Source organism: Cupriavidus sp. 01T418 (assembly GCF_056398885.1).
In genome coordinates this window covers 1-20,530 of sequence record NZ_JBFTQG010000031.1, presented here as the reverse complement: position 1 = coordinate 20,530, position 20,530 = coordinate 1, and the positions used below count along the sequence as shown (strand labels likewise).

The following is a 20,530-nucleotide window of genomic DNA, read 5'->3' as shown; positions in this document are numbered from 1 at the left end:
AACCACATCATGCTGAGCTGGGACGACGACGTTCAAGCCACCCCGCAGGCTGCCCCGCAGTCCGCGCCGAATCCCGCCGCCATGCCTGCTGCCGCACGCTCTGTCGACCAGCACGGCGTGCTGCCGCCGGCCGCCACGCAACCCGCCGGCACGGGCATCCTCGGCAACCTGCCGGCGTCCGACGCGCCGACGGACCGCCGCGTGAACGCCGCCGACAAGCGCGTCATCAACGGCTCGACCGACGTCAACCAGCTGGTGCCGTTCAAGTACAAGTGGGCCTGGGAAAAATACCTGGCCGGCTGCGCCAACCACTGGATGCCGCAGGAAATCAACATGTCGCGCGACATCGCGCTGTGGAAGGACCCGAACGGCCTGACCGAAGACGAGCGCCGCATCATCAAGCGCAACCTCGGCTTCTTCGTCACCGCCGATTCGCTGGCCGCCAACAACATCGTGCTGGGCACCTACCGCCAGATCACCGCGCCGGAATGCCGCCAGTACCTGCTGCGCCAGGCGTTTGAAGAAGCGATCCACACGCACGCCTACCAGTACATCGTGGAGTCGCTCGGCCTGAATGAAGCCGAGATCTTCAATGCGTACCACGAAGTACAGTCGATCCGCGACAAGGACGAGTTCCTGATCCCGTTCATCGACACGCTGACCGACCCGGCCTTCAAGACCGGCACGCCGGAAAACGACCAGAAGCTGCTCAAGTCCCTGATCGTGTTCGCCTGCATCATGGAAGGCCTGTTCTTCTATGTGGGCTTCACGCAGATCCTGGCAATGGGCCGCCAGAACAAGATGACCGGCGCCGCCGAGCAGTACCAGTACATCCTGCGCGACGAATCGCTGCACTGCAATTTCGGCATCGACCTGATCAACCAGATCAAGCTCGAGAACCCGCACCTGTGGACCACCGAGTTCAAGGAAGAGATCACCGCGCTGTTCAAGAAGGCCGTGGACCTCGAATACCGCTACGCCGAGGACACCATGCCGCGCGGCGTGCTGGGCCTGAACGCACCGATGTTCAAGGGCTACCTGCGCTTCATCTGCAACCGCCGCTGCCAGCAGATCGGCCTGGAGCAGCTGTTCCCGAACGAGGAAAACCCGTTCCCGTGGATGAGCGAGATGATCGACTTGAAGAAGGAACGCAATTTCTTCGAGACGCGTGTGATCGAGTATCAGACGGGTGGGGCGTTGTCTTGGGATTGAGGTGATTTCGCTGTTTGGTAACCGCCAGAATCGTTGTCGTTAGCGACATTAGATCTGCCTTTCCGTGACACTGGACTGCCCCTCGGCACATTTGCCTCGGGGCAGTTTTTTTTGTCTCTGGTTCCAGTCCGCAGCTAACCGTGGGGCAGCGTGTCGAAGAAGAGATAAACGGCGGCTATGCGGCCTTCCCGGGCAATGATGAAGTCAGTTCCAGCGTAAGCTGGAGCCTCGCCTGGACGGCCGGATACCCATCGGATCCGCCCGCCATCGCCCGACACATCGGGCTCGGCGATTGGCTGGTACTGGAAGTCAGGGTGGGTTGCCTTGATCGCGCCCGCGATCCGATCGATCTCGTCACGGCCGCGGAAGATGCCCTTGCTGGGGTCATGGAATACGCAATCCTCGGTGAAGATTTCATCGATGAGCGCGCGCCGGCGCGCGGGATCGTTCTCACCGAAGACGTCGAGATTGCGTCTCAGTAGTGTCGGAATACTGTTGGACATTGGCTGCCTCCTTAAGGCAAGTAGTTGTCTCTCAATCGCCTGCCACTGTGAATCGATGCTAGCTATAGCCATACAGCGGTCGGATTACTGAGCAAGCGCCAAGGTCTTTGCGATGCCTCTGGCGACCGCAGGTCGAGCCGAGATCTCGGCGTACCATCGCGCGACGAATGGGAACTTGTCGAGGGTTGCACCGACGGCCTGATGGCGCCACGCCCACCCGAAATGGGCGATGTCCGCAATACTGTAGGCGTCACCTGCAACGTACCGTTGATGCTCAAGGCCGTGATTGAGCACGCCCAGCGCCCGGTCAACCTCCGATAGCGCGCGCGCCTGGGCCTCGGGCTGGGGCGACGACTGAATCGCGACCAGAAACGCTTGGAGGAACGCCGGGCTGAGGCCGGACGCGTGGAAGAAGAGTTGCTCGAAGACCTTGCCCCGGTGGGGGCCATTCTTCGGAAGAAGTTGTCCGGTCTTCTCAGCAAGGTAGACCAGGATCGCGGCGGATTCGCTGAGGACCACATCGCCGTCTCCGAGAACGGAACGGTCGATGAGAACGGGGACTTTCGCGTTGGGATTCATCGCCTTGAAGGCGTCGGTCTTCTGCTCGCCCTGGCGCAGGTTGACGGGAACGAGCCGATAGTCGAGTTCCATCTCTTCCAATGCGATCGGGACTTTGACGCTGTTGGGCGTGGGGAATGCGAGAACTTCAATCATTGTCGTATTTTTCCTAGTGGAGACCTGCGCGCCTTCAGTTGCAGACGCTTGGCGGTGGCTAGGCCGATGCCGGTCGTGCCACCGGTGACGACGGCAATTTTTCCTTCGAGTCTGCGTACCACGATCTATCTCCTGAGTGGGGTGAGACAAATCTATGGCGAGATGCTATTTTTCGAAATAGAAATGAATGAAAACCATCGTTGCAGGATTGTCGATGTCAAAGCTCCCGGATTTCGAAGGGCTCGCGATGTTCGCGAAGGTCGCCGAAGAAGGTTCGTTCGCTGCGGCGGCCACGGCCATGGGTGTCTCGGTCGCCACGGTCTCTCGGGCCGTTACCCGCCTTGAAGAGCGGCTGGGAGGCCGACTGTTCAATCGTACCTCCCGACGACTTGCACTCACGGACTATGGCCACACACTCGCCGAACGAGCGGCGAAAATCTATGCCGACGCCGAGGAGGCCGAGGATTTCGCCCGTGAGACCTCAAGCCGACCGCGTGGTCTGGTCAAGCTCGCTGCGCCGTTCACTTTTGGCGCTCGCTGGGTTGCCCCGCTGCTGCCCGAATTCTTCCGGACCTACCCGGATATTTCCGTGGATCTTCATCTCACGGATGCCCATGCCGATCTGATTGGGGAAGGGTTCGATGCCGCCCTGCGCATCGCCATCATGGAAGACTCGTCTCTCGTCGCGCGTCACATTGCACACGTGCGTCGGTTTGTCGTGGCATCCCCCGCCTACCTGGCTCGCTATGGTCGTCCACAGCACCCACAAGATCTGGGCGCCCACCAGTGTCTTACTTACACGAACAGGAGTAAGCGCGACGTTTGGCGCTTTACCCACAAAAGTGGCGAGGAATGCGCGGTTGCACCAACCGGGGCATTGCGAGGAACGAGCGTGGAAGCTTTGCTACCCACTGTCCTCTCGGGACTTGCCATCACTGAACTCCCTGAATTTGTTGCGACCCAGTACTTTTCCGACAATCAGCTTGAACCGATGTTGACGGACTGGCGCTTGCCCGAAGGCGGCCTTTATTTCGTCACACCCACTGCCCGCGCACGACCAGCAAAGGTTAGCGCCCTGGCCGACTTCTTCATCGCCAAGCTGACCACGGCAGAATGGAGCGCAAAGTGAGGGCGTGCGCAGGGTATATCTCGAAATAGTGCAGGCTAGCCGAGCATAGCGACAGAGGTCCGCCTCTGAACACGAAGTCTCCAACGGCAACGAGAAAGAGCGGCTTCGCGGAGATAACGCCGGACGATTTTGGTCCGGTTTGAGTCGGCCTTCGCGAACTACCGAACTGGCCGCTTACCGTGCGATCCGGCGTCCGTTCTCGACTATGGGGTCAACCGGTCAATGCAAGTGTTCGGGCGACCGCCTTACGCATAAAGCCTATGTCCTGGCACACTTGATGACCGTATCGAGCGTGCGCGTGGTGATGTCCTTCCCGAACGAGCGTTCGAGCAGGCTCATGAACACGGGGCCTTTCTTCGGGTCAGGCACGTAGGCGCTGAAGACCTCCGTGGCATTGGCCTTGACGATGCTTGCGCCGTCGCGCTCGATGGGCAGCTTCACGTCTGGCGAAACCGGGCTGCGGAGGAAGGTGACAACCCGCTTGGCCGAAGGCGCAAGGCTGAACCCGGCGAAGGGGTCCGAGTCGATGAGATCCTGGAGATAGCGCGCTGGCCGGACGAAGGTGTCGAAGCTGTGGCCCAGTTCAGATTGCATCGCCTTCTCGGCGCGTCGCTCCAGGCCGGTCAGTGACGACGATCGCGCGTTGAACACGACGTTCCCGCTGGAGAGCAAGGTTTTCACTTCGGAGAAGCCCGCCGCCTCGAAGCAGCGCTTGAGTTCGGTCATCCGGGCGTTCATCGGGCTGACGCCGCGAAGAAAGGCAACGTATCGGGACATGGCTATCTCTTGGTAGCTGGCGAACCGCCACGCATCTTGCGGTCAACGGCAAATGCAGGGTGACGTTCCACCGCACCGGCTGGTCAAACATTCTTTCGGGCCGATGTGCCCCGAGACAACCGACCTGGTTTCAGCCGCGTTTTTTCGACGATCGCGATGCAAGGGTGTCTGCAAGTACCTCTTCGATCGTCGTGGCGGCAAGCGTCTTTCGAACGCCATCGTCGATCGACGCATAGACGTGGCTCAGCGTCGACCCGATGCCTCGCCCGATGGGGCACGCCTGGCTGGGCTTCGAAGGGTGCAGCGCAAAGTGCGCACCCTCTTCAAGTGCATCAAAGACGTCGAGCAGGCTGATTGCGTCCGCACGCCTGGTCAGACGCCATCCCGCATTGACGCCGCGATAACTTTCGACGAGGCCGCCTTTTGCAAGCAGCCCGAGCGTACGACGAATCACCACCGGATTCGTGTTGACGCTCGCAGCAATCCTGTCGGACGTGACCGGGTCAGGATTGTTCCGCGTGACGAGCGCCATCCACGCCAGGATGTGGGTCGCCACGGTCAGGCGGCTGTTAGCGCTCATGGAAAGCCTGTATTAGTCAGTTTAGTTGTAACCATATTCATTACAGCATGGGTTGTCAACTTGACAAGCTTGATGAATCCCGGCGGCCTCGCGCGTTCGCAGCCCTGTAAGACGGGCGACAACTGTCTATACGCACGGGTTCAAAGACGCGCCAAAGCCGCCCAACCATACCATTCTTGTCTCGTCGATGTCGGACTTTCATGACGAAAGGCTTGTGTAGATGGCGCTGATGGTTTATGTTGTAACCAATGCAGTTACATCAGATGCACTGTGAAGATACGCGTAGGTCTTACGACGTGTCCACAGTCAACGGAAACGAAGCTGCCGTCCATTTCCATTTCATCTTCAATACCGAACGAGAAACCCGCAGATGTCCACACTCTTCGATCCTATCCAGATTGGCGCGCTGAAGCTGTCGAACCGCATTGTCATGGCGCCGCTCACGCGCATGCGCGCGTTCTCCGAGCGCAGTCCGGGCCCCCTCAATGCGCGGCACTATGTGCTGCGTGCGAGCGCAGGACTCGTCATTACCGAAGCCACTTCGGTTACGCCTCAGGGCGTTGGCTATCCGAACACGCCGGGCATCTGGACCGAGAAGCAGATTGCCGGCTGGACTGAGGTAACTTCCGCGGTACACGATGCGGGCGGCCTGATCGTCTCCCAGTTGTGGCACGTCGGGCGGGTTTCCGATCCGCTCTACCATGACGGCCAACTTCCGGTCGCCCCCAGCGCAATTGCGCCGGAAGGCCATGTCACGCGGGTGCGGCCTCATCGCCCGTACACCGTACCGCGTGCGTTGGAGACCGAAGAACTTCCAGGCATCGTCGAGGATTTCCGGGCCGGCGCCGCAAACGCAAAACGCGCTGGTTTTGATGGCGTCGAGCTTCACGCGGCAAATGGCTATCTGTTTGATCAGTTTCTGCACGACGGATCCAACCAGCGGACCGACCGTTATGGCGGTTCGATCGAGAATCGCGCGCGCTTCCTGCTGGAGGCAGTCGACGCGTTGCTCACGGTTTGGCCGGCGGGCCGCATCGGCGTGCATCTGAACCTGATGTCGAGTTCATACTCGATGCGCGATTCGAATCCGCGCGCGCTCTTCACGTATATCGCCGAGCAACTCAACGCGCGCAACATCGCTTTCATTTTTGCACGCGAGGCGCTGGATCGCGGCGAGAATCGCATCGGCCGTGACGTGCGGCGTATCTTCAAAGGGGCCTACATCCTCAACGAAGGGCTGACGAGGGAGAGCGCGGAACTGGCCATCGAACGCGGCGAGGCGGACGCGGCGGCGTTTGGACGTCCTTTTATCGCCAATCCTGACCTGGTGGAGCGTTTCCGACGCGGTGCGCCGCTCAATACGGTCAATCCGGAAACGATCTACACGGACGACGAAACCGGCTACAACGACTATCCGTTGCTCGACGAAGCTGTTTGAAGCCGACGCGCGCTGCCGGCGCCGCAGCCACCGGATAGGGATCCGGTTGCTGGTGGGTTTCTGAGCATGCCTGATCCAGATCCCGGATCAGGTCGAATCTGACGCGCAGTGCGGCGGGAGTAACGCGACTTCCGGCGCCGTCGACTCCGGGCGCGCCAGTCTCACGGCGACTGTTTGACAATCGCGTGGTGCAAAACTGTTTTGCATGAGCGCCCACGAGCGTGCGTGCCGTGTGAGGAAACGGGGCCGGTACCGCGCGAGCAGGGGCCCGTCTCTTGTGCGACAATGCAACCCATCGACACGTGCGTCCATCGCGCCCTGCTCGTTTGTCGAAGATGTGCGGAGTCAGCTGTTGATTACAGTTTCACCCATCCTGATCTCCGAATGGGGAGCCTTGGTAGTCTTCCTCAGTGTCCTGGTCACACAACTTGGCGCGCCGGTTCCGGCTGCGCCGATGCTGCTGTTAGCCGGCTCTCAGGTGGCTGCCGGCGCCGTCTCTTTCGGTTCGGTATTCCTGGCAGCGGTCGCTGCCGTTCTCATTTCGGATGGGCTGTGGTTTGTGCTTGGACGACACCATGGTCGCCGTCTCCTCACACGTCTGGTCCGAATATCTCTATCGCTGGACTCAAGTATCCGAAAGACCCACGCATGGTTCGAGCGTTACGGGGCGCCACTGCTGCTCGTGGCGAAATTCATCCCCGGCCTGGGACTTATCGCATCTCCGCTTTTGGGTACTACCAGAATTGACCGACGAGTCTTCTTCTCGTGGGACCTCGCTGGGGGTGCGATGTGGTCGGGCACGTGGCTCGCTGGTGGCGCCTTTTTTGGTCCAGAGCTGACCAGGTTGATGTCTCTGATCAGTGCGCATGGCGTAACTGTTGCAGAAGTGCTGGTCGCGGTCGGAGCACTCTTCGCAGCATTCCGATGGATTCAGCGCCTGCGTTTTCGTCGCTGGCTCGCGCATATACGAATCACACCGCAGCAGCTAAACGAGATGATAAGGTCCGAGCATCCGCCGGTCATTCTCGATGCTCGCCCGACTGCGGTACGCAAAGCAGAGCCGCACCGTATCCCCGGCGCGATATCGATCGACCTGGCATCACCCGGGAAAGTTGACAAGACGCTGCTTGAACATGACCTCGTGATCTACTGTGTTTGTCCTAACGAAGCGACGGCGAAAAAGATTTCGCAGCAAATGCGTCGAAAGGGGTTCCGATATGTACGGGCCTTGAAGGGCGGCCTTGATGCGTGGGAGCATGACGGCTATCCAGTAGAGCCGACCGGACAGCAGGGCTTTGGACGAGGACAAAGTAACGGGGTGTAGATACGTATTAACGACGGGTCCATGTCAGATTTTTCCCTATTTCTCCCGACATCGCTCTTCCAGATGGTTCCTCACTATAGTCAAGAGCAGTAAGCGCCTTGGGGGCGCCTGCAACAGGGCAGGAGGGAGAAATGGATTTCGCATCGTCCGGTCCACGAGCGTCCAGGGAGCCATTGCGAATCGCGCAACAAGGGCAGGCGCCACGCGCAACGCTCGGACAGCCGGGTATGGCGGAATTACTGCTAAATGTTGTGGTGGAGTCGACGTGCGGTGCACTCAGCCCGATCATGCTGACGGCCCACGTTGACAGGCCATTGCAAGCGGGCAGATGCGACGTCGACGCACGTCTGAAGCACGGGGACGGTCGGCAGCAGCGATGGTTGGCCGAACTCAGGCAGGCGGGGGCTATCGTTGGTCGCGCGCATGTCGTCCTGGATGGCGAGCTACCGTCAAGCAGCTACATGCCTTGGCGTAGCGGAATGCTGCCGGTGACGACAAGGCATGACGACGACATTGCGCAATGCCTGGCGGTGGCCCGGCTATGCGACAAGTATTCCCAGGGAGAAGCGGCATTACGTCCCGTATGGCTCACCATCCGCTATTTCCTGGACTTTGGGCAGAGTGCACAGGTGCGGGAAGCCTTGACGGTTTCGCCGGTGCGGAATCAACGGTATGGCTCCTTATGCCAGCGCGACCTCGACGTATTCGAGGCAGGAGCCAGGGTCGCTACGCTGACCACCGTCTATGAGCGCACCCATGGCCAAGGCCTGTTCCCCTGGGCGCTCAAGTGACCCGTGGCCGGCCCTGATCGCGGCGGCGTGGCTCATTCCTTCTGCTGCAAAGCGAGCAACTCCCGCTTCGCCGCGGCCAGCACTGCGTCGGAGCGCTTTTCGTCGGCCATCACACGAGACACCACCAGAGCCCCGATCATGGCGCTGACCGCGAACACGGCCTTGTCCGGATCGTCCCCGCCCAGCGCGGCGTCCATCCGGCCGATGAACCCTTCGATGTGGGCCGACATCGCCGCGCGCGCCGACTCGTCGGCGCGCGCCACGTCGCCCGCCAGCGCGGCGATTGCGCAGCCGGTCGTGCGCCCGTCGCGGTGCTTGCGGCTCAGGTAGCTGCGTACCGTTGCGCTGTACTCGACCGGCTCCTTCCCGCTTTTCGCCTCGAACGCGGCTAGCCCGGCATCCAGCGCGCGTTCGAGCGCGTGCAACAGCAGGTCCGAGCGCGACGCAAAGTGCCCATAGAAGCCGCCGTGCGTCAGGTTGGCGCTACGCATCAGCTTGCCGACGCTGACGGACTCCAATCCGCCATCCCGAATCTGCTCCGCGGCCTGTTCCAGGATGCGCTCCCTGCTTTGCGCTTTGTCCGCCTGTGAGTGGCCCATCTGTCAGATCCCATGGTTTTGTCTTGACTTTCTGCATTATGCTCGTCATTCTCCAGCATGACAATCATCATTCAGATAGCGGGTAGCTGCCATGGACGAGCTGGACGAGCTGAACGTTGACCTGGACGACTACGAGGTTCCCTTCAAGGGCATCGTCGAGCAGTCCATCGCCGGCATCTACATCCTGCAAGACGCCCGCTTCCGCTATGTCAACGAGACTTTCGCGCGCATGTGCGGTCTCAGGCGCGAGAAGTTGCTCGGCGCCCGGCTTTGCGATGTGGCGAACCCCTCGCAACGCGGTGCGCTGATGGCCCGGTACGAGCGCCAGATCAGGGGCGTTGGCGCTTCGGAGCTGTTCGTCATTCGCCGGACCTCGTCCCGCAACCCGGGCTGCTTCGAGATCCATGGCACGCGCGTGATTTTCCACGGCCGGCCCGCGATCGTCGGCCTCAGTATCGACACCTCCGAGCGCGAGCGGCAACGCGCCGAGCTGGTCGAGGCCAGCGAGCGCTTGCAGGAGTTGGTTGCAAGTGCCAACAATGTCCGCGAGAAGGAGCGCCACCGCGTGGCGCGCGAGCTGCACGACGTGATCGGCGGCATGCTGACGGCGATCAAGTTTGACCTGTCGCGGCTGTCGTGGGGCATCGAGGCGCTGGACCGCTATCGCGCGCCACGGGCGCGGCAAGGTGGCGGGGCGGCGCCGGCGCTCGCCTCGCTGGCGCTGACCGCAGCCAAGACCCTCCAGCTCACGCAGGAGACCATCGAAACCGTGCGCGTCATTTCCGAAGGACTTCGCCCGGGCGCTCTCGACCACCTGGGCCTGCAAGACACGCTGTGCCTCGACCTCGAGCGCTTCGAGCGCCGCTACGGCATCGCCACGCGCTTTAGCACCACGGGCGCCGCGCGAGGTATGGACCGCAACCGTGAGATCGGCATTTACCGGATCTTCCAGGAAGCGCTCACCAACGTCGCCAGGCATTCCAAAGCTACCGAAGTCACCGTGAGCCTTGACTGGGCGGCCGATCGCCTTGAGCTGGAAATCTCGGACAACGGCCTCGGCTTCGACCTCGATCGCGTCGCGGCCGATGGCCATCTCGGCCTGCTGGGCATGCAGGAACGCGCACGCGAGCTCGACGGCACACTCGTTCTCGACACCGGACCCCGCTCCGGCGCGCGTCTGCGGCTCGGCGTGCCGGTAGCGTCCGCCGTCAACGACGATACCAACAAGTGCGCCAATCCCGGCGCTCACATCGACTGAGGACAGCCATGATTCGCCTGCTGCTGATCGACGACCACACGATCTTTCGCCAGGGCCTCAAACGCTTGCTTGCCGAGCAGGACGGCTTCGATGTCGTGGCCGAAGCCGGCGATGCGAGCGAAGCCCTTGGCCGCCTGCGCGAGCAGCCCTTCGACGTGGCGCTGCTCGATGTCAACATGCCGGGCCGCAGCGGCCTGGAGATGCTGCCCTCGCTGCGCGCCGAGCGCCCCGCCATGCCGGTGGTCGTGCTGAGCATGTACCCGGCCGAGCAGTACGCACTGCGCGCCTTCCAGGCCGGCGCGTCCGGCTATGTCACCAAGGACATGGACCCGATCGAACTGGTCGATTCGATCCGCAATGTGTCGAAGGGCAAGCGCTACATGACGCCCGCCGTCGCGAGCTGCCTGCTCGACGGCTTTGACCGGGTCAGCGACGCGGCGCCGCGCCAGCAACTGTCGTCGCGCGAATACGAGATCATGCTTCTGATCGTGCGCGGTATCCGCCTGACCGAGATCGGCCGGCAGATGTTCCTGAGCGTGAAGACGGTGAGCACCTATCGCTCACGCATCCTGAAGAAGATCGGCGTCTCCAGCAATGCCGAGCTGGCGCGCTATGCCGTCGAACATCGACTGATCGACTGATCGACTGATCGCAGCCCTCAGCTTCAGAAAACGCTGACAAGGCGCAGAGCCAGTTCCGACAGCCGGATTCGCGCCGGACGTCCAAACTCTCTTCAACGACACGATTCCACACGAGTCGGAACGAAGGAGAGAGCGATGACGGCAGACGTGCTGCTGCACCTGGACGACGGCGTGCTGGTCGTGACGATCAACCGGCCGGCCAAGAAGAACGCGCTCACCGCGCAGATGTATTCGGCACTCGCCGATGCGATTGCCGAGGCGGACCGTCGCGATGACGTCCGCGTCGTGCTGCTCCGTGGCGAGGGCGGCAACTTCAGCAGCGGCAACGACATCGGCCTGTTCGTCAATGGACAGGCCACCGAACACAAGGAGTCGACCGCCGTGCCGTTCCTGCACGCGGTCGTTGCACTGCGCAAACCGATGGTGGCCTGCGTTTGCGGGCATGCGGTCGGCATCGGGGCGACCGTGCTGCTGCATTGCGACTACGTCGTTGCCTCCGACGATGCCCGCATCCGTTTCCCGTTCGTCGACCTCGGGCTGTGCCCTGAATTCGCCTCCACGCTGCTGCTGCAGCAGGTGGTGGGCCGCAACAAGGCAACCGAATGGCTGCTGCTGGCCACCACCATTCCCGCCGCCGAAGCCCATCGGGCTGGACTCATCAATCGCGTGATGCCGCTGGAGACGGTCGCGGCGGAGGCGCTGGCGATCGCCAAGTGCCTCGCCAGCAAGCCGCGCCAGGCGCTGATGGCGACGCGCGGACTGGTGCGCGAGGCGACCGAGATGCTGGTCAGGGACAGTCTCCAGCGCGAGACGGTCGTGTTCGACACCCTGCGGCAGTCGCCCGAGGCACAGGAAATTTTCCGGCGCTTCCTGCAACGGGCGCCCGTGCGGACCGCTGCCCCCGCCTGAGCCCGGGGCCGATGACAGCCAATCAGAGCGCGGCGCGAAGTACCTCGTGGTGACCATGTGCATCGGTGGCGGACAAGGCGCCGCCGTGCTGTTCGAAATGCTGTGACGAGTTCCACCCATCAACAAGGAGACGGCAATGACTGCTGTGGCAAAACTTTTCGACCTGAAGGGCCGCACGGCTCTCATCACCGGGGGATCCAGCGGGCTGGGCCTGCAGATTGCCGAGGCGCTCGGCACGCAGGGCGCCCGCGTGGTGATCTCGGCGCGCAAGGCGGACGCGCTTCAAGCCGCGCAGGCGCATCTGGCCGGCCTGGGCGTCGACGCAAGCTGGATCGCCGCTGACAACGCCGTGGAGGACGACGTGGAACGCCTCGCCAACGAAGCGATGGAACGCCTTGGCAAGGTCGACATCCTCGTCAACAACGCCGGCGCCACCTGGGGCGCGACCACCGTCGACCACCCGCTGTCCGCTTGGGACAAGGTCATGAACCTGAACGTGCGCTCAATCTTCCTGCTGACGCAGAAGATCGGGCGGCTGTCGATGATTCCCAACCGATTCGGGCGCGTGATCAACCTTGCCTCGATCGCCGGCCTCAAGGGCAACGGTCCCAAGGGCCAGCCGACCATTGCCTACAACACCAGCAAGGGCGCCATCGTCAACTTTACGCGTGCGCTGGCCGGCGAATGGGGCCCGCATGGGGTCACCGTCAATGCCATCGCGCCGGGATTTTTCCCGTCAAAGATGACCAGGGGGACGATCGAGAAAGTGGGCGTCGAGAAGCTGTCGGAGGGGGCGCCTCTGCAGCGCATCGGTGACGACGACGATCTCAAGGGCGCGGCCCTGCTGTTCGCGAGCGACGCGGGCAAGCACATCACCGGCCAGATCCTCGCCGTCGACGGCGGCCTGACCGCAGTCTGAAGAAGTTCGATTCCGAATCCAAACCATCCCGATCCAAAGGAAAACACCATGAGCAACGCAGCAGGCACGCCCGAAGTCCGCATGACGATCGAGGGCCATATCGCGATTATTTCGCTGGACAACGTCGCCAAGAAGAACGCCATCACGCCGGAACTGATGCAGCAGCTCTCGCAGCGGCTGACCGAGTTCGACAACGACGACAACCTGTGGGTGGCGGTGCTGGATCCGGCGGGCGAGCACACCACGGCCGGCCTCGACATGCCGAAGTTCTTCGGCCCGAACGCCACGGCCAAGCCGATTCCAGACGACCAGGTCGACCCGTTCGGCCTCAAGAAGCGCTGCAGCAAGCCGCTGATCTCGGTCGTCCACGGCATCACCTATACCATCGGCATCGAGCAGATGCTCGCCTCCGACATCGTGATTGCGGCCGATACCGCGCGCTTCTGCCAACTCGAATCGAAGCGCGGCATCGCCCCGCTCGGCGGCGCTCACTTCCGCTACCTGACGCGCACTGGTTGGGGCAACGCGATGTACCACCTGTTCCTGTGCGACGAGTTCTCGGCACAGGAGGCGTATCGCTGCGGCTTCGTCCAGGAGGTCCATCCCTATGGCAAGCACCGCGAGCGCGCGATGGAGATCGCCCGGCTGATCTGCAAGGTCGCCCCCATCGGCCTGCGCGCGACCAAAGCGGCGGCGCTGACCTACATCGAGCACGGCGAGAAGGCGGCCATCGCCGTCATCCCGCGGGTGAGCGAGCAGGTCTTCGCCACGGAGGACTTCAAGGAGGGTATCCAGTCCTTCGTCGAGCGCCGCGAGGCGCGATTCCAGGGGCGCTGAGCTGCGGCTCACCGCCATGACTGCCGATACGGGAGCCACTATGCAGACCTTCACGTCAATCGAAGCACTGAAGGCGTTCCAGGGCAAGGAGGCCGGTCCGAGCGACTGGCATCTGGTTACGCAGCAGGAGGTGAATCTGTTTGCCGAGGCAACTGGCGACCGCCAGTGGATCCATGTCGATCCCGAGCGGGCGAGGCGGGAGTCGCCGTTCGGCGGCCCCGTCGCACATGGATTCCTGACGCTGTCGCTGCTGCCGATGCTGATGGCGCAGGTAACTGGTTTCGAGGGCGTACGTGCTCGCGTCAACTACGGCCTGAACCGCGTCCGCTTTACCGGCCCCGTGCCCGTGGGCGCGAAGGTACGCATCCGCGCCGTCCTGGAGGACGTGGCTGACGAAGGGCAGGGCGGCGTGAAGGTGACGTGGAAAGTCACGTTCGAGATGGAAGGATCGGCCAGGCCCGTCTGCGTCGCGGAGTCGCTGGCCAAGCTGTACTTCTAGGAGCAGTTCCCGTCGATTACCGACACCAACCGTCGCCGTGCGACGAACGTCATTGCGCGGAGGGGCGAACGGCGCCCTTGGGGTGCCGTTCGCCCAAAGAAATACAAAGACTGGAGACAACAAGATGACCGCCCCGATGCCAGACTACTGGACCCCCGACCTCCTGTTGAGCGAAGCCGACGTCGCCCGCTTCGAGCGCGTCCCGCTTGCGGAGCGCAAACTGCCGGCCTCCACCTACGAAATGCTGATGGACGGCTGCGCCATCGACCCGTCGAAGGTTGCCATCCGCTACTTCACCGACGGCGCCCGTCCCCTCGAGACTGCGCGGCAGGTGACCTATGCCGAGTTGCGCGCCAAGGTCCACCAGACGGCAAATCTGCTGGCCGACCTCGGCGTCGGCAAGGACGATGTCGTCTCGGTGCTGATGCCAGCGATCCCCGAAATGCAGTTCGTCCTGTGGGGTGCCCAGGCTGCGGGGATCGTCAATCCGGCCAACTGGATGCTGGAGCCGGACATCCTCATCCAGATGTTCCGCTCGGCCGGCACCAAGGTACTGGTCGCGTTTGGTGGCGACGAGCACGCCGATATCTGGGCCAAGGCGGAGGCCGTAGCGCGCGGCCTTCCATCGCTGGTGGCGGTGATTCGCGTCGGCGGAGCGGGTCCGGCGAAGGCCGCCGGCGTGCCCGTCATCGATTTCGCCGAAGCCGTCGAGCGCCATCCCTCCGATCGCCTGCTCTCCGGGCGGATCTTCTCGCCCGACGACACCGCCTCGCTCTTCCACACCGGCGGCACGACCGGCGCGCCGAAGCTGGCGCGCAACCTCCACCGCAACCAGGTGTACTGGGTGTGGGCGTCGAATTACCTGTGGGGACTCGACTCGACCGAGGTGCAAGTGCTCGGTGTCCCGGTTTTCCATGTCGCCGGCGCGGTGGTCGGCTGTTTCAGCCCGCTGGCGATGGGGGCGACAGTCGTGTTGATGACATCGACCGGCTTTCGCCATCCGTCCGTGCTGCCGAACCTCTGGCGCATCATCGAGGCTTTTCGGGCCAACATGCTGATCCTCGTGCCGACGTTGGTGAACCAGGTGCTGTCGATTCCGCTGGGTGGCGCTGACATTTCGACGCTGACCTACGTCGCCTCGTCGACCGCGCCCCTGTCGACTACCGTCGCCGACGCCTTCCATCGCATGACCAGCGTCCGTATCCGTGAAAGCTGGGGCATGACCGAAACCACGGCGGTCACCTGCATCACGCCCCAGGTCGAGCAGGTCAAGGTTGGCAGCTCGGGCGTGCGGCTGCCGTACCAGCAGGTCCGCGTGGTGCTGCCGGACGGCACCGGGAGCGTGGTCCGGGACTGCGCGCCGGGCGAGCCGGGCCTCGTTATCGTGCGCGGGCCTTCGGTCTTCCCCGGCTACCTGGGCCAGGACAAGGCTGCGCTCTGGTTCGACGGYGACTGGCTGGACACCGGCGATCTCGGCTACCTCGACGCGGACGGCTGGCTGTGGATTACTGGCCGCGCCAAGGACCTGATCATCCGCGGCGGACACAACATCGATCCGAAGATGGTGGAGGAGGTGCTGTTCGGCCATCCGGCGATCCAGGATGCCGCCGTGGTCGGCGCGCCCGATGCGCATGCCGGCGAGGTACCGGTCGCCTACGTGGTGCTGAAGCCGGGAGCGAGCGCCTTGGCGGATAGCATCCTGCGGTACGCCGCCGAGCACATGCCAGAACGCGCGGCAATTCCGAAACACTGCTTCGTGCTGCCAGAAATGCCGAAGACGTCGGTCGGCAAGATCCAGAAGAACCTGCTGCGCATCGATGCCATCGAGCGGATGTTCCGCGCCGCGCTCGACGGCATCGGCCTGGGCGCAGAGGTGCAGGCCACGGACCGGGGCAGCCGCGGCTTCTTCGTGGAGATCCGGGTGCCGACGCGTGACGCCGACGATGCGGTCCTGGCCGGCGCGCTGCGCTGCTTCACCATTCCCTATGCGGTCCGACATATCGAAGGAGCTTGACCAGGAGCCGACCCATCGACCGAAGAACAGCCGGCAAGTGGCTGTTCGCCAGCGACATCGGCTATCGCCTGACCGGCCGATGTCCGGCCATCGATCGCATTCATCAAAAAGGAATCGCCGTGTCTACAAACTACAAGGCGCCCGTCGACGACTATGTCTTCCTGTTGCACGACGTGATCGCGCCCACCGTGCCACACGCGCTGGGTGGCATGGCGCGCGCAGACACGCGGCAGGTGCTCGAACAGGCCGCGCGCTTTTTCGAGAAGGTCTGGGCGCCCCTGGACGGCCCCGGGGACGAAGAAGGCTGCCACTTCGACAACGGCGCGGTCAGGACGCCGTCCGGCTACCTCGCCGGATACGCCGCGCTGTGCGAGGCAGGCTGGAACCGGGTCTCGGTCCCGGAGGAATCCGGCGGAGCTGGCCTGCCGGAGGGGATCGACCAGGCCGTGCGTGAGTTCTCCGCATCAGCCTGCAATTCGCTCGGCCTCTACGCGATACTGACCGCCGCCGCGCATGAGACGGTCCGCCGCACCGGCGAGCCGTGGATGCTGGAGCACGTCGTCCCAGCGATGGTGGAGGGCCGCTGGGCCGGCACGATGTGCCTGACCGAACCGCATTGCGGGACCGACCTGCGGCTGATGAAGACGCGTGCGGTGTCGCAGCCTGACGGTAGCTGGCGCCTCAGCGGCACCAAGATCTTCATTTCCGGCGGCGACCAGGATCTGACCGGGAACGTCATCCACCTCGTGCTGGCGAAGGTTCCGGGCGAGGATGGACGCATTCGCGACGACCTGTCGACGGTCCGGCTTTTCCTGGTACCCAAGCGTGTGGTGGACCCCGATAGCGGCATGTCGGGCGGATCGAACGGCGTCGTCGTGGCCGGAATCGAGCACAAAATGGGCCTGAAGGGGAGCGCGACCTGCACGTTGTCATTCGAGCATGCGCTGGCCTATCCGCTGCGGGAGTCGAGCCAGCCTGGCGGCACGCAACGCAAGTCGTCTGCCGGCATGAGCGGCATGTTCGACATGATGAATTCAGCGCGCCTCGTCACCGGGTTGCAGGCGCTGTCGTCGGCAAGCCGCGCCTATGGCCACGCGGCCAACTACGCCCGCGAGCGGCTGGCCGGCCGGGCCGCCAGGGCGGAGGATCGCACCGGCGACGCGGCGGACCCGATCGTGGTCCACCCAGACGTGCGCCGGCTGCTGCTGAAGCAGGCGTCCTTCCTCGAAGCCGCCCGTGCCCTCGCGCTTCACGTGAGGGCGCTGCTCGACGAACCCGACGAAGCGCTGCGCGCCAGCCGAAGCGCGATCGGCAGCCTGCTGACGCCCGTCGTCAAGGCGTTTTTTAGCGACCGCTCCTTCGAGTCGGCCAACGACGCCATGCAACTGATGGGCGGGCACGGCTACATCCGCGACAACGGCGTCGAGCAGCTCGTGCGCGACTGTCGCATCTTCCAGCTCTATGAGGGGGCCAACGGTGTGCAAGCGCTGGATCTCGTGCTGCGCAAGCTGCCCGCCGGCGGCGGGCGGGCGCTGGCCGGGTTTCTCGACATGGTCGATGCCACCGCAGGGGAGGCGGCACAGCGCGAGCCGTTGCGCGCGCACGCTGACGCGCTACGGCAAGCCGCGCAGGATATCCGTGCCTGCGCGAAGTGGCTTGCTGACCCGTCGCGCAACCCGTACGACGCCGGCGCCGCCTCCAGCGATTTCCTGGCCATGATGGGTATCGTCGCCTGCGCCTGGATGTGGCTGCGGATGTCGGACGTCGCGCTCGGCCTGCTGCCCGACGCGGAGAACGGACCTTTCCTGCGCCGCAAGCTGGAACTCGCCCGCTTCTGGTTCGCGCGTGAACTGCCGCTGGTCCCGGCCTTGCGGCAGCGAGTGGAGACGGGCGCAGCCTGTCTGATGGCGCTGCCGGCTGACCACTTCTGAACGATCAATACTTTTCTATTTTCTACAAGGAGCTTTTTCGATGAAGACACAAATCACCGAGTTGTTCGGCATCGAGCATCCCATCATCCAGGGTGGCATGCACTACGTCGGGTTCGCGGAGCTGGCCGCCGCGGTATCGAATGCGGGCGGCCTGGGCATCATTACGGCACTGACGCAGCCAAGTCCGGACGCCTTGGCCCGTGAGATCGGGCGATGCCGGGAAATGACCGACAAGCCGTTCGGTGTCAATCTGACCTTTCTGCCGTCGCGCAATCCGCCGGACTACGCGGGCTATGTGCGGGCGATCATCGATGGCGGCGTCCGCATTGTCGAGACGGCCGGAAACAATCCCCAGCAATGGCTGCCGACGCTGCACGAAGCGGGCGTTCGGGTCATCCACAAATGCACGTCGGTGCGGCATGCACTGAAGGCCGAGAGCATCGGCTGCGATGCGGTCAGCGTCGACGGCTTCGAATGCGGCGGACATCCGGGCGAGGACGACGTCCCAAACTTCATTCTGCTACCCCGCGCCGCGGACGAACTCAGGGTGCCATTTATCGCTTCCGGCGGGATGGCAGACGGCCGCTCGCTGGTCGCCGCGCTGGCGATGGGCGCGGCCGGCATCAACATGGGAACCCGCTTCGTCGCAACGGAAGAGGCACCGGTACATCGAAAGGTCAAGCAGGCCATCATTGACGCAACGGAACTCGATACGCGGCTCGTCATGCGCCCGCTGCGCAATACCGAGCGTGTGCTGAACAATGCGGGGGTCGAGCGCCTGCTGGAGAAGGAAAAGCGCCTGGGGGCGGACATCACCTTCTCGGACATCGTCGAAGAGGTCGGCGGTGTTTATCCGCGCGTGATGCTGGACGGCAACCTCGACGCGGGCGCCTGGTCCTGCGGCATGGTCGCCGGGCTCATCGACGATATTCCCCGGGTCGGAGACCTGATCGACAGGATCATGCAGCAGGCGGAGGAGATTGTCGCGACGCGACTTCAGGGAATGTTGTCGCGTGGCTAAACATTTGGGAACAATCAGGAGGACAAGGAAATGCGTGGAATCGTAGCGAAGATCAAGGTGAAGGAGGGCCGGGAGGCCGAGTTCGAAGCGCTGGCGGCCGGCCTGGTCGTCGAGTCGCGCGCGGAAGCCGGGTGCCTGTCGTACGACCTGTGGCGTTCGGAGGAAGCACATGAATACGTGTTTGTCGAGCGCTATGCCGACGAGGCGGCTGCCCAGGCGCACGTCAAATCGGATCACTATCGCCGGATCGGCCGCCAGCTGGGCCCGCTAATGGATGGTGCGCCGACCGTGTTACGACTGGCCGCAATGGAAGTCGCTGCCGGCCTGAGCCCGGCTGATCCAGGACTTGCCGGAAGCGGCAGATCCGACCCCGAGCGCGCCAGGCTGGTGGAACAGTGGCTCGGCCATTTCGGGGTGGATGACGCGAAGGAGTTGGATCTGGGCACCCTTGAGGCGATCCGGCAATACGTCACCGATGGCGTGCGGCCACCCGAAAAGGCTGCCTAGGCGGAGCTGCATTCCTTCAGCGGCTTGGATGACTGTTGCATCGACCAGTCGAATCCGCAGCCGGGAGCGGCCGGTCGCTGCGGCATGCCGGTGTCTGGCCCCCTTCGTCCAAGCCCAGGATGGAGTCCTATGGTAAGGTTTGCAGGGTGAGTTCATGGACTTCAACTGGTGATGCATGGGCCGCACCTATGTGGTGCTGGGAGAATGGTGCAGCGTGAGTGATGCAAAGCAGGAAGCGCGGCGCACGCTGCGGACTGAGAGAGTTTCAATCAGCAGGGCTTTGCGCCTGAGCGTGCCACCAGAGGCCAGGCCTGCGCCGGTCAACCGGAGAGACTGGCTGCGGCAGAAGAAAGAGCAATTGCAGGCTGCCCGTGCCGATGCCAAGCAAAGGCGCGATCTGCTAAGAGCCGAAATCATGTCAGCCGTGCAAGAGCTTGCCCGCGAGGAACGCACTGCTGTGCGGCTGGAAGCTGAACGCCTGAAGGCGGAAGCCAAGACCGCGCGGACCTACGCGCAGGAGGATGCACGCGCTGCCGCCAAGTTCGAGCGTGGCCAACCAACCCGCTCGGCGTCCAAACGAAAGACGCTTGCAAATGAGAAACGCAAGCTGGTCTCTTACGCGCATCTGTTGCGAATGCGTGGGTGATCTGGCGGAAGTTCGACAGGGCGGACTACCGAACGATTTCGGGACAAGGCGGGCCGACCGCGCGATGCGAAAGCGATCGTGCGTGTGATGGGCCTAAGGCGGGTTCCCGCCAACGTCAGCCGCCCTGTGGTTTGATCTTGCCCCCGAAGAGTGGAGTTCTTAGCCTATGTTCAAATACGAGCAAGGAGCTAAGACATGTCAGGCAAGCAAACGCGAGCGAAATACACGCAGGAATACAAATTGGAGGCGGTTCGCCAGGTGAAGGCCGGCCAATCGATAGC

General features: G+C 63.3%; 21 protein-coding genes. 16 read left to right on the top strand and 5 right to left on the bottom strand.

Annotated features, from left to right (window positions below; genetic code table 11):
• Window positions 1-9: 9 nt before the first annotated feature.
• Window positions 10-1,212 carry a ribonucleotide-diphosphate reductase subunit beta gene (locus AC1DQ3_RS24770; protein ID WP_477122800.1) on the top strand — a complete coding sequence of 401 codons (1,203 nt, stop codon included), beginning with the start codon at window positions 10-12 and terminating at the stop codon, window positions 1,210-1,212.
• Between the two features lie 134 nt (window positions 1,213-1,346).
• Here AC1DQ3_RS24770 and AC1DQ3_RS24765 read toward each other — a convergent pair whose 3' ends face one another.
• Window positions 1,347-1,715, bottom strand: a complete 369-nt coding sequence (locus AC1DQ3_RS24765) for a nuclear transport factor 2 family protein (protein ID WP_477122799.1) — start codon at window positions 1,713-1,715, stop codon at window positions 1,347-1,349.
• A gap of 84 nt (window positions 1,716-1,799) precedes the next feature.
• A complete protein-coding gene (locus AC1DQ3_RS24760) occupies window positions 1,800-2,429 on the bottom strand; it encodes a glutathione S-transferase family protein (protein ID WP_477122798.1) in 630 nt (209 codons plus the stop codon).
• Between the two features lie 214 nt (window positions 2,430-2,643).
• Between AC1DQ3_RS24760 and AC1DQ3_RS24755 the strand changes: the two genes are divergently transcribed.
• Window positions 2,644-3,558 (top strand): LysR family transcriptional regulator, encoded by a 915-nt coding sequence (locus AC1DQ3_RS24755; RefSeq protein WP_477122864.1) that lies wholly within the window; start codon window positions 2,644-2,646, stop codon window positions 3,556-3,558.
• A gap of 258 nt (window positions 3,559-3,816) precedes the next feature.
• Here AC1DQ3_RS24755 and AC1DQ3_RS24750 read toward each other — a convergent pair whose 3' ends face one another.
• Together AC1DQ3_RS24750 and AC1DQ3_RS24745 are read right to left on the bottom strand one after the other, a co-directional pair.
• A complete protein-coding gene (locus AC1DQ3_RS24750) occupies window positions 3,817-4,335 on the bottom strand; it encodes a DUF1697 domain-containing protein (RefSeq protein ID WP_477122797.1) in 519 nt (172 codons plus the stop codon).
• Window positions 4,336-4,465: 130 nt separating this feature from the next.
• Window positions 4,466-4,915, bottom strand: a complete 450-nt coding sequence (locus AC1DQ3_RS24745) for an Rrf2 family transcriptional regulator (RefSeq protein WP_477122796.1) — start codon at window positions 4,913-4,915, stop codon at window positions 4,466-4,468.
• 370 nt (window positions 4,916-5,285) lie between these two features.
• On the opposite strand from AC1DQ3_RS24745, the gene AC1DQ3_RS24740 reads away from it, so the two are divergent.
• From AC1DQ3_RS24740 to AC1DQ3_RS24730, 3 genes are all read left to right on the top strand, one after another.
• The gene (locus AC1DQ3_RS24740) at window positions 5,286-6,353 is read left to right on the top strand and encodes an alkene reductase (RefSeq protein WP_477122795.1); all 1,068 of its coding nucleotides are present in this window, start codon (window positions 5,286-5,288) and stop codon (window positions 6,351-6,353) included.
• A 352-nt stretch (window positions 6,354-6,705) separates the two neighbouring features.
• On the top strand, window positions 6,706-7,677 hold the full coding sequence (locus AC1DQ3_RS24735) for a VTT domain-containing protein (RefSeq protein WP_477122794.1): 972 nt from the start codon (window positions 6,706-6,708) through the stop codon (window positions 7,675-7,677).
• A 488-nt stretch (window positions 7,678-8,165) separates the two neighbouring features.
• Window positions 8,166-8,468 (top strand): hypothetical protein, encoded by a 303-nt coding sequence (locus tag AC1DQ3_RS24730; RefSeq protein ID WP_477122793.1) that lies wholly within the window; start codon window positions 8,166-8,168, stop codon window positions 8,466-8,468.
• Between the two features lie 32 nt (window positions 8,469-8,500).
• Here AC1DQ3_RS24730 and AC1DQ3_RS24725 read toward each other — a convergent pair whose 3' ends face one another.
• Entirely contained in the window at window positions 8,501-9,067 is a 567-nt protein-coding gene (locus tag AC1DQ3_RS24725) for a TetR/AcrR family transcriptional regulator (protein ID WP_477122792.1), read from the bottom strand.
• A 91-nt stretch (window positions 9,068-9,158) separates the two neighbouring features.
• Here AC1DQ3_RS24725 and AC1DQ3_RS24720 point away from each other — a divergent pair, with 91 nt between their 5' ends.
• The 11 genes from AC1DQ3_RS24720 to AC1DQ3_RS24670 all read left to right on the top strand — a co-directional run bounded on the left by AC1DQ3_RS24720 (window position 9,159) and on the right by AC1DQ3_RS24670 (window position 20,249).
• A complete protein-coding gene (locus AC1DQ3_RS24720; protein WP_477122791.1) occupies window positions 9,159-10,325 on the top strand; it encodes a PAS domain-containing sensor histidine kinase in 1,167 nt (388 codons plus the stop codon).
• 8 nt (window positions 10,326-10,333) lie between these two features.
• Window positions 10,334-10,966 carry a response regulator gene (locus tag AC1DQ3_RS24715; RefSeq protein WP_477122790.1) on the top strand — a complete coding sequence of 211 codons (633 nt, stop codon included), beginning with the start codon at window positions 10,334-10,336 and terminating at the stop codon, window positions 10,964-10,966.
• Between the two features lie 135 nt (window positions 10,967-11,101).
• Window positions 11,102-11,875, top strand: a complete 774-nt coding sequence (locus tag AC1DQ3_RS24710; protein ID WP_477122789.1) for an enoyl-CoA hydratase — start codon at window positions 11,102-11,104, stop codon at window positions 11,873-11,875.
• A 136-nt stretch (window positions 11,876-12,011) separates the two neighbouring features.
• Window positions 12,012-12,794, top strand: coding sequence for an SDR family oxidoreductase (locus tag AC1DQ3_RS24705; protein ID WP_477122788.1), 783 nt, complete (start codon window positions 12,012-12,014; stop codon window positions 12,792-12,794).
• 48 nt (window positions 12,795-12,842) lie between these two features.
• The gene (locus AC1DQ3_RS24700; RefSeq protein WP_477122787.1) at window positions 12,843-13,631 is read left to right on the top strand and encodes a crotonase/enoyl-CoA hydratase family protein; all 789 of its coding nucleotides are present in this window, start codon (window positions 12,843-12,845) and stop codon (window positions 13,629-13,631) included.
• A gap of 40 nt (window positions 13,632-13,671) precedes the next feature.
• Window positions 13,672-14,130, top strand: coding sequence for a MaoC family dehydratase (locus AC1DQ3_RS24695; protein ID WP_477122786.1), 459 nt, complete (start codon window positions 13,672-13,674; stop codon window positions 14,128-14,130).
• 124 nt (window positions 14,131-14,254) lie between these two features.
• On the top strand, window positions 14,255-16,144 hold the full coding sequence (locus tag AC1DQ3_RS24690) for an acyl-CoA synthetase (RefSeq protein WP_477122785.1): 1,890 nt from the start codon (window positions 14,255-14,257) through the stop codon (window positions 16,142-16,144).
• A 119-nt stretch (window positions 16,145-16,263) separates the two neighbouring features.
• Window positions 16,264-18,075 carry an acyl-CoA dehydrogenase C-terminal domain-containing protein gene (locus AC1DQ3_RS24685; RefSeq protein WP_477122784.1) on the top strand — a complete coding sequence of 604 codons (1,812 nt, stop codon included), beginning with the start codon at window positions 16,264-16,266 and terminating at the stop codon, window positions 18,073-18,075.
• Between the two features lie 40 nt (window positions 18,076-18,115).
• Window positions 18,116-19,096: an NAD(P)H-dependent flavin oxidoreductase gene (locus AC1DQ3_RS24680; protein ID WP_477122783.1), complete on the top strand. Its 981-nt coding sequence runs from the start codon at window positions 18,116-18,118 to the stop codon at window positions 19,094-19,096.
• Between the two features lie 30 nt (window positions 19,097-19,126).
• The gene (locus tag AC1DQ3_RS24675) at window positions 19,127-19,603 is read left to right on the top strand and encodes a putative quinol monooxygenase (RefSeq protein ID WP_477122782.1); all 477 of its coding nucleotides are present in this window, start codon (window positions 19,127-19,129) and stop codon (window positions 19,601-19,603) included.
• Window positions 19,604-19,817: 214 nt separating this feature from the next.
• Entirely contained in the window at window positions 19,818-20,249 is a 432-nt protein-coding gene (locus AC1DQ3_RS24670) for a hypothetical protein (RefSeq protein WP_477122863.1), read from the top strand.
• The last annotated feature ends 281 nt before the right edge of the window (window positions 20,250-20,530 follow it).

Bases quoted from the DNA above. Each gene is read 5' to 3' on its own strand.
- AC1DQ3_RS24770 (WP_477122800.1), top strand. From the start codon at position 10: ATGCTGAGCTGGGACGACGACGTTCAAGCCACCCCGCAGGCTGCCCCG.
- AC1DQ3_RS24765 (WP_477122799.1), bottom strand. From the start codon at position 1,715: ATGTCCAACAGTATTCCGACACTACTGAGACGCAATCTCGACGTCTTC.
- AC1DQ3_RS24760 (WP_477122798.1), bottom strand. From the start codon at position 2,429: ATGATTGAAGTTCTCGCATTCCCCACGCCCAACAGCGTCAAAGTCCCG.
- AC1DQ3_RS24755 (WP_477122864.1), top strand. From the start codon at position 2,644: ATGTCAAAGCTCCCGGATTTCGAAGGGCTCGCGATGTTCGCGAAGGTC.
- AC1DQ3_RS24750 (WP_477122797.1), bottom strand. From the start codon at position 4,335: ATGTCCCGATACGTTGCCTTTCTTCGCGGCGTCAGCCCGATGAACGCC.
- AC1DQ3_RS24745 (WP_477122796.1), bottom strand. From the start codon at position 4,915: ATGAGCGCTAACAGCCGCCTGACCGTGGCGACCCACATCCTGGCGTGG.
- AC1DQ3_RS24740 (WP_477122795.1), top strand. From the start codon at position 5,286: ATGTCCACACTCTTCGATCCTATCCAGATTGGCGCGCTGAAGCTGTCG.
- AC1DQ3_RS24725 (WP_477122792.1), bottom strand. From the start codon at position 9,067: ATGGGCCACTCACAGGCGGACAAAGCGCAAAGCAGGGAGCGCATCCTG.
- AC1DQ3_RS24720 (WP_477122791.1), top strand. From the start codon at position 9,159: ATGGACGAGCTGGACGAGCTGAACGTTGACCTGGACGACTACGAGGTT.
- AC1DQ3_RS24715 (WP_477122790.1), top strand. From the start codon at position 10,334: ATGATTCGCCTGCTGCTGATCGACGACCACACGATCTTTCGCCAGGGC.
- AC1DQ3_RS24710 (WP_477122789.1), top strand. From the start codon at position 11,102: ATGACGGCAGACGTGCTGCTGCACCTGGACGACGGCGTGCTGGTCGTG.
- AC1DQ3_RS24705 (WP_477122788.1), top strand. From the start codon at position 12,012: ATGACTGCTGTGGCAAAACTTTTCGACCTGAAGGGCCGCACGGCTCTC.
- AC1DQ3_RS24700 (WP_477122787.1), top strand. From the start codon at position 12,843: ATGAGCAACGCAGCAGGCACGCCCGAAGTCCGCATGACGATCGAGGGC.
- AC1DQ3_RS24695 (WP_477122786.1), top strand. From the start codon at position 13,672: ATGCAGACCTTCACGTCAATCGAAGCACTGAAGGCGTTCCAGGGCAAG.
- AC1DQ3_RS24680 (WP_477122783.1), top strand. From the start codon at position 18,116: ATGAAGACACAAATCACCGAGTTGTTCGGCATCGAGCATCCCATCATC.
- AC1DQ3_RS24675 (WP_477122782.1), top strand. From the start codon at position 19,127: ATGCGTGGAATCGTAGCGAAGATCAAGGTGAAGGAGGGCCGGGAGGCC.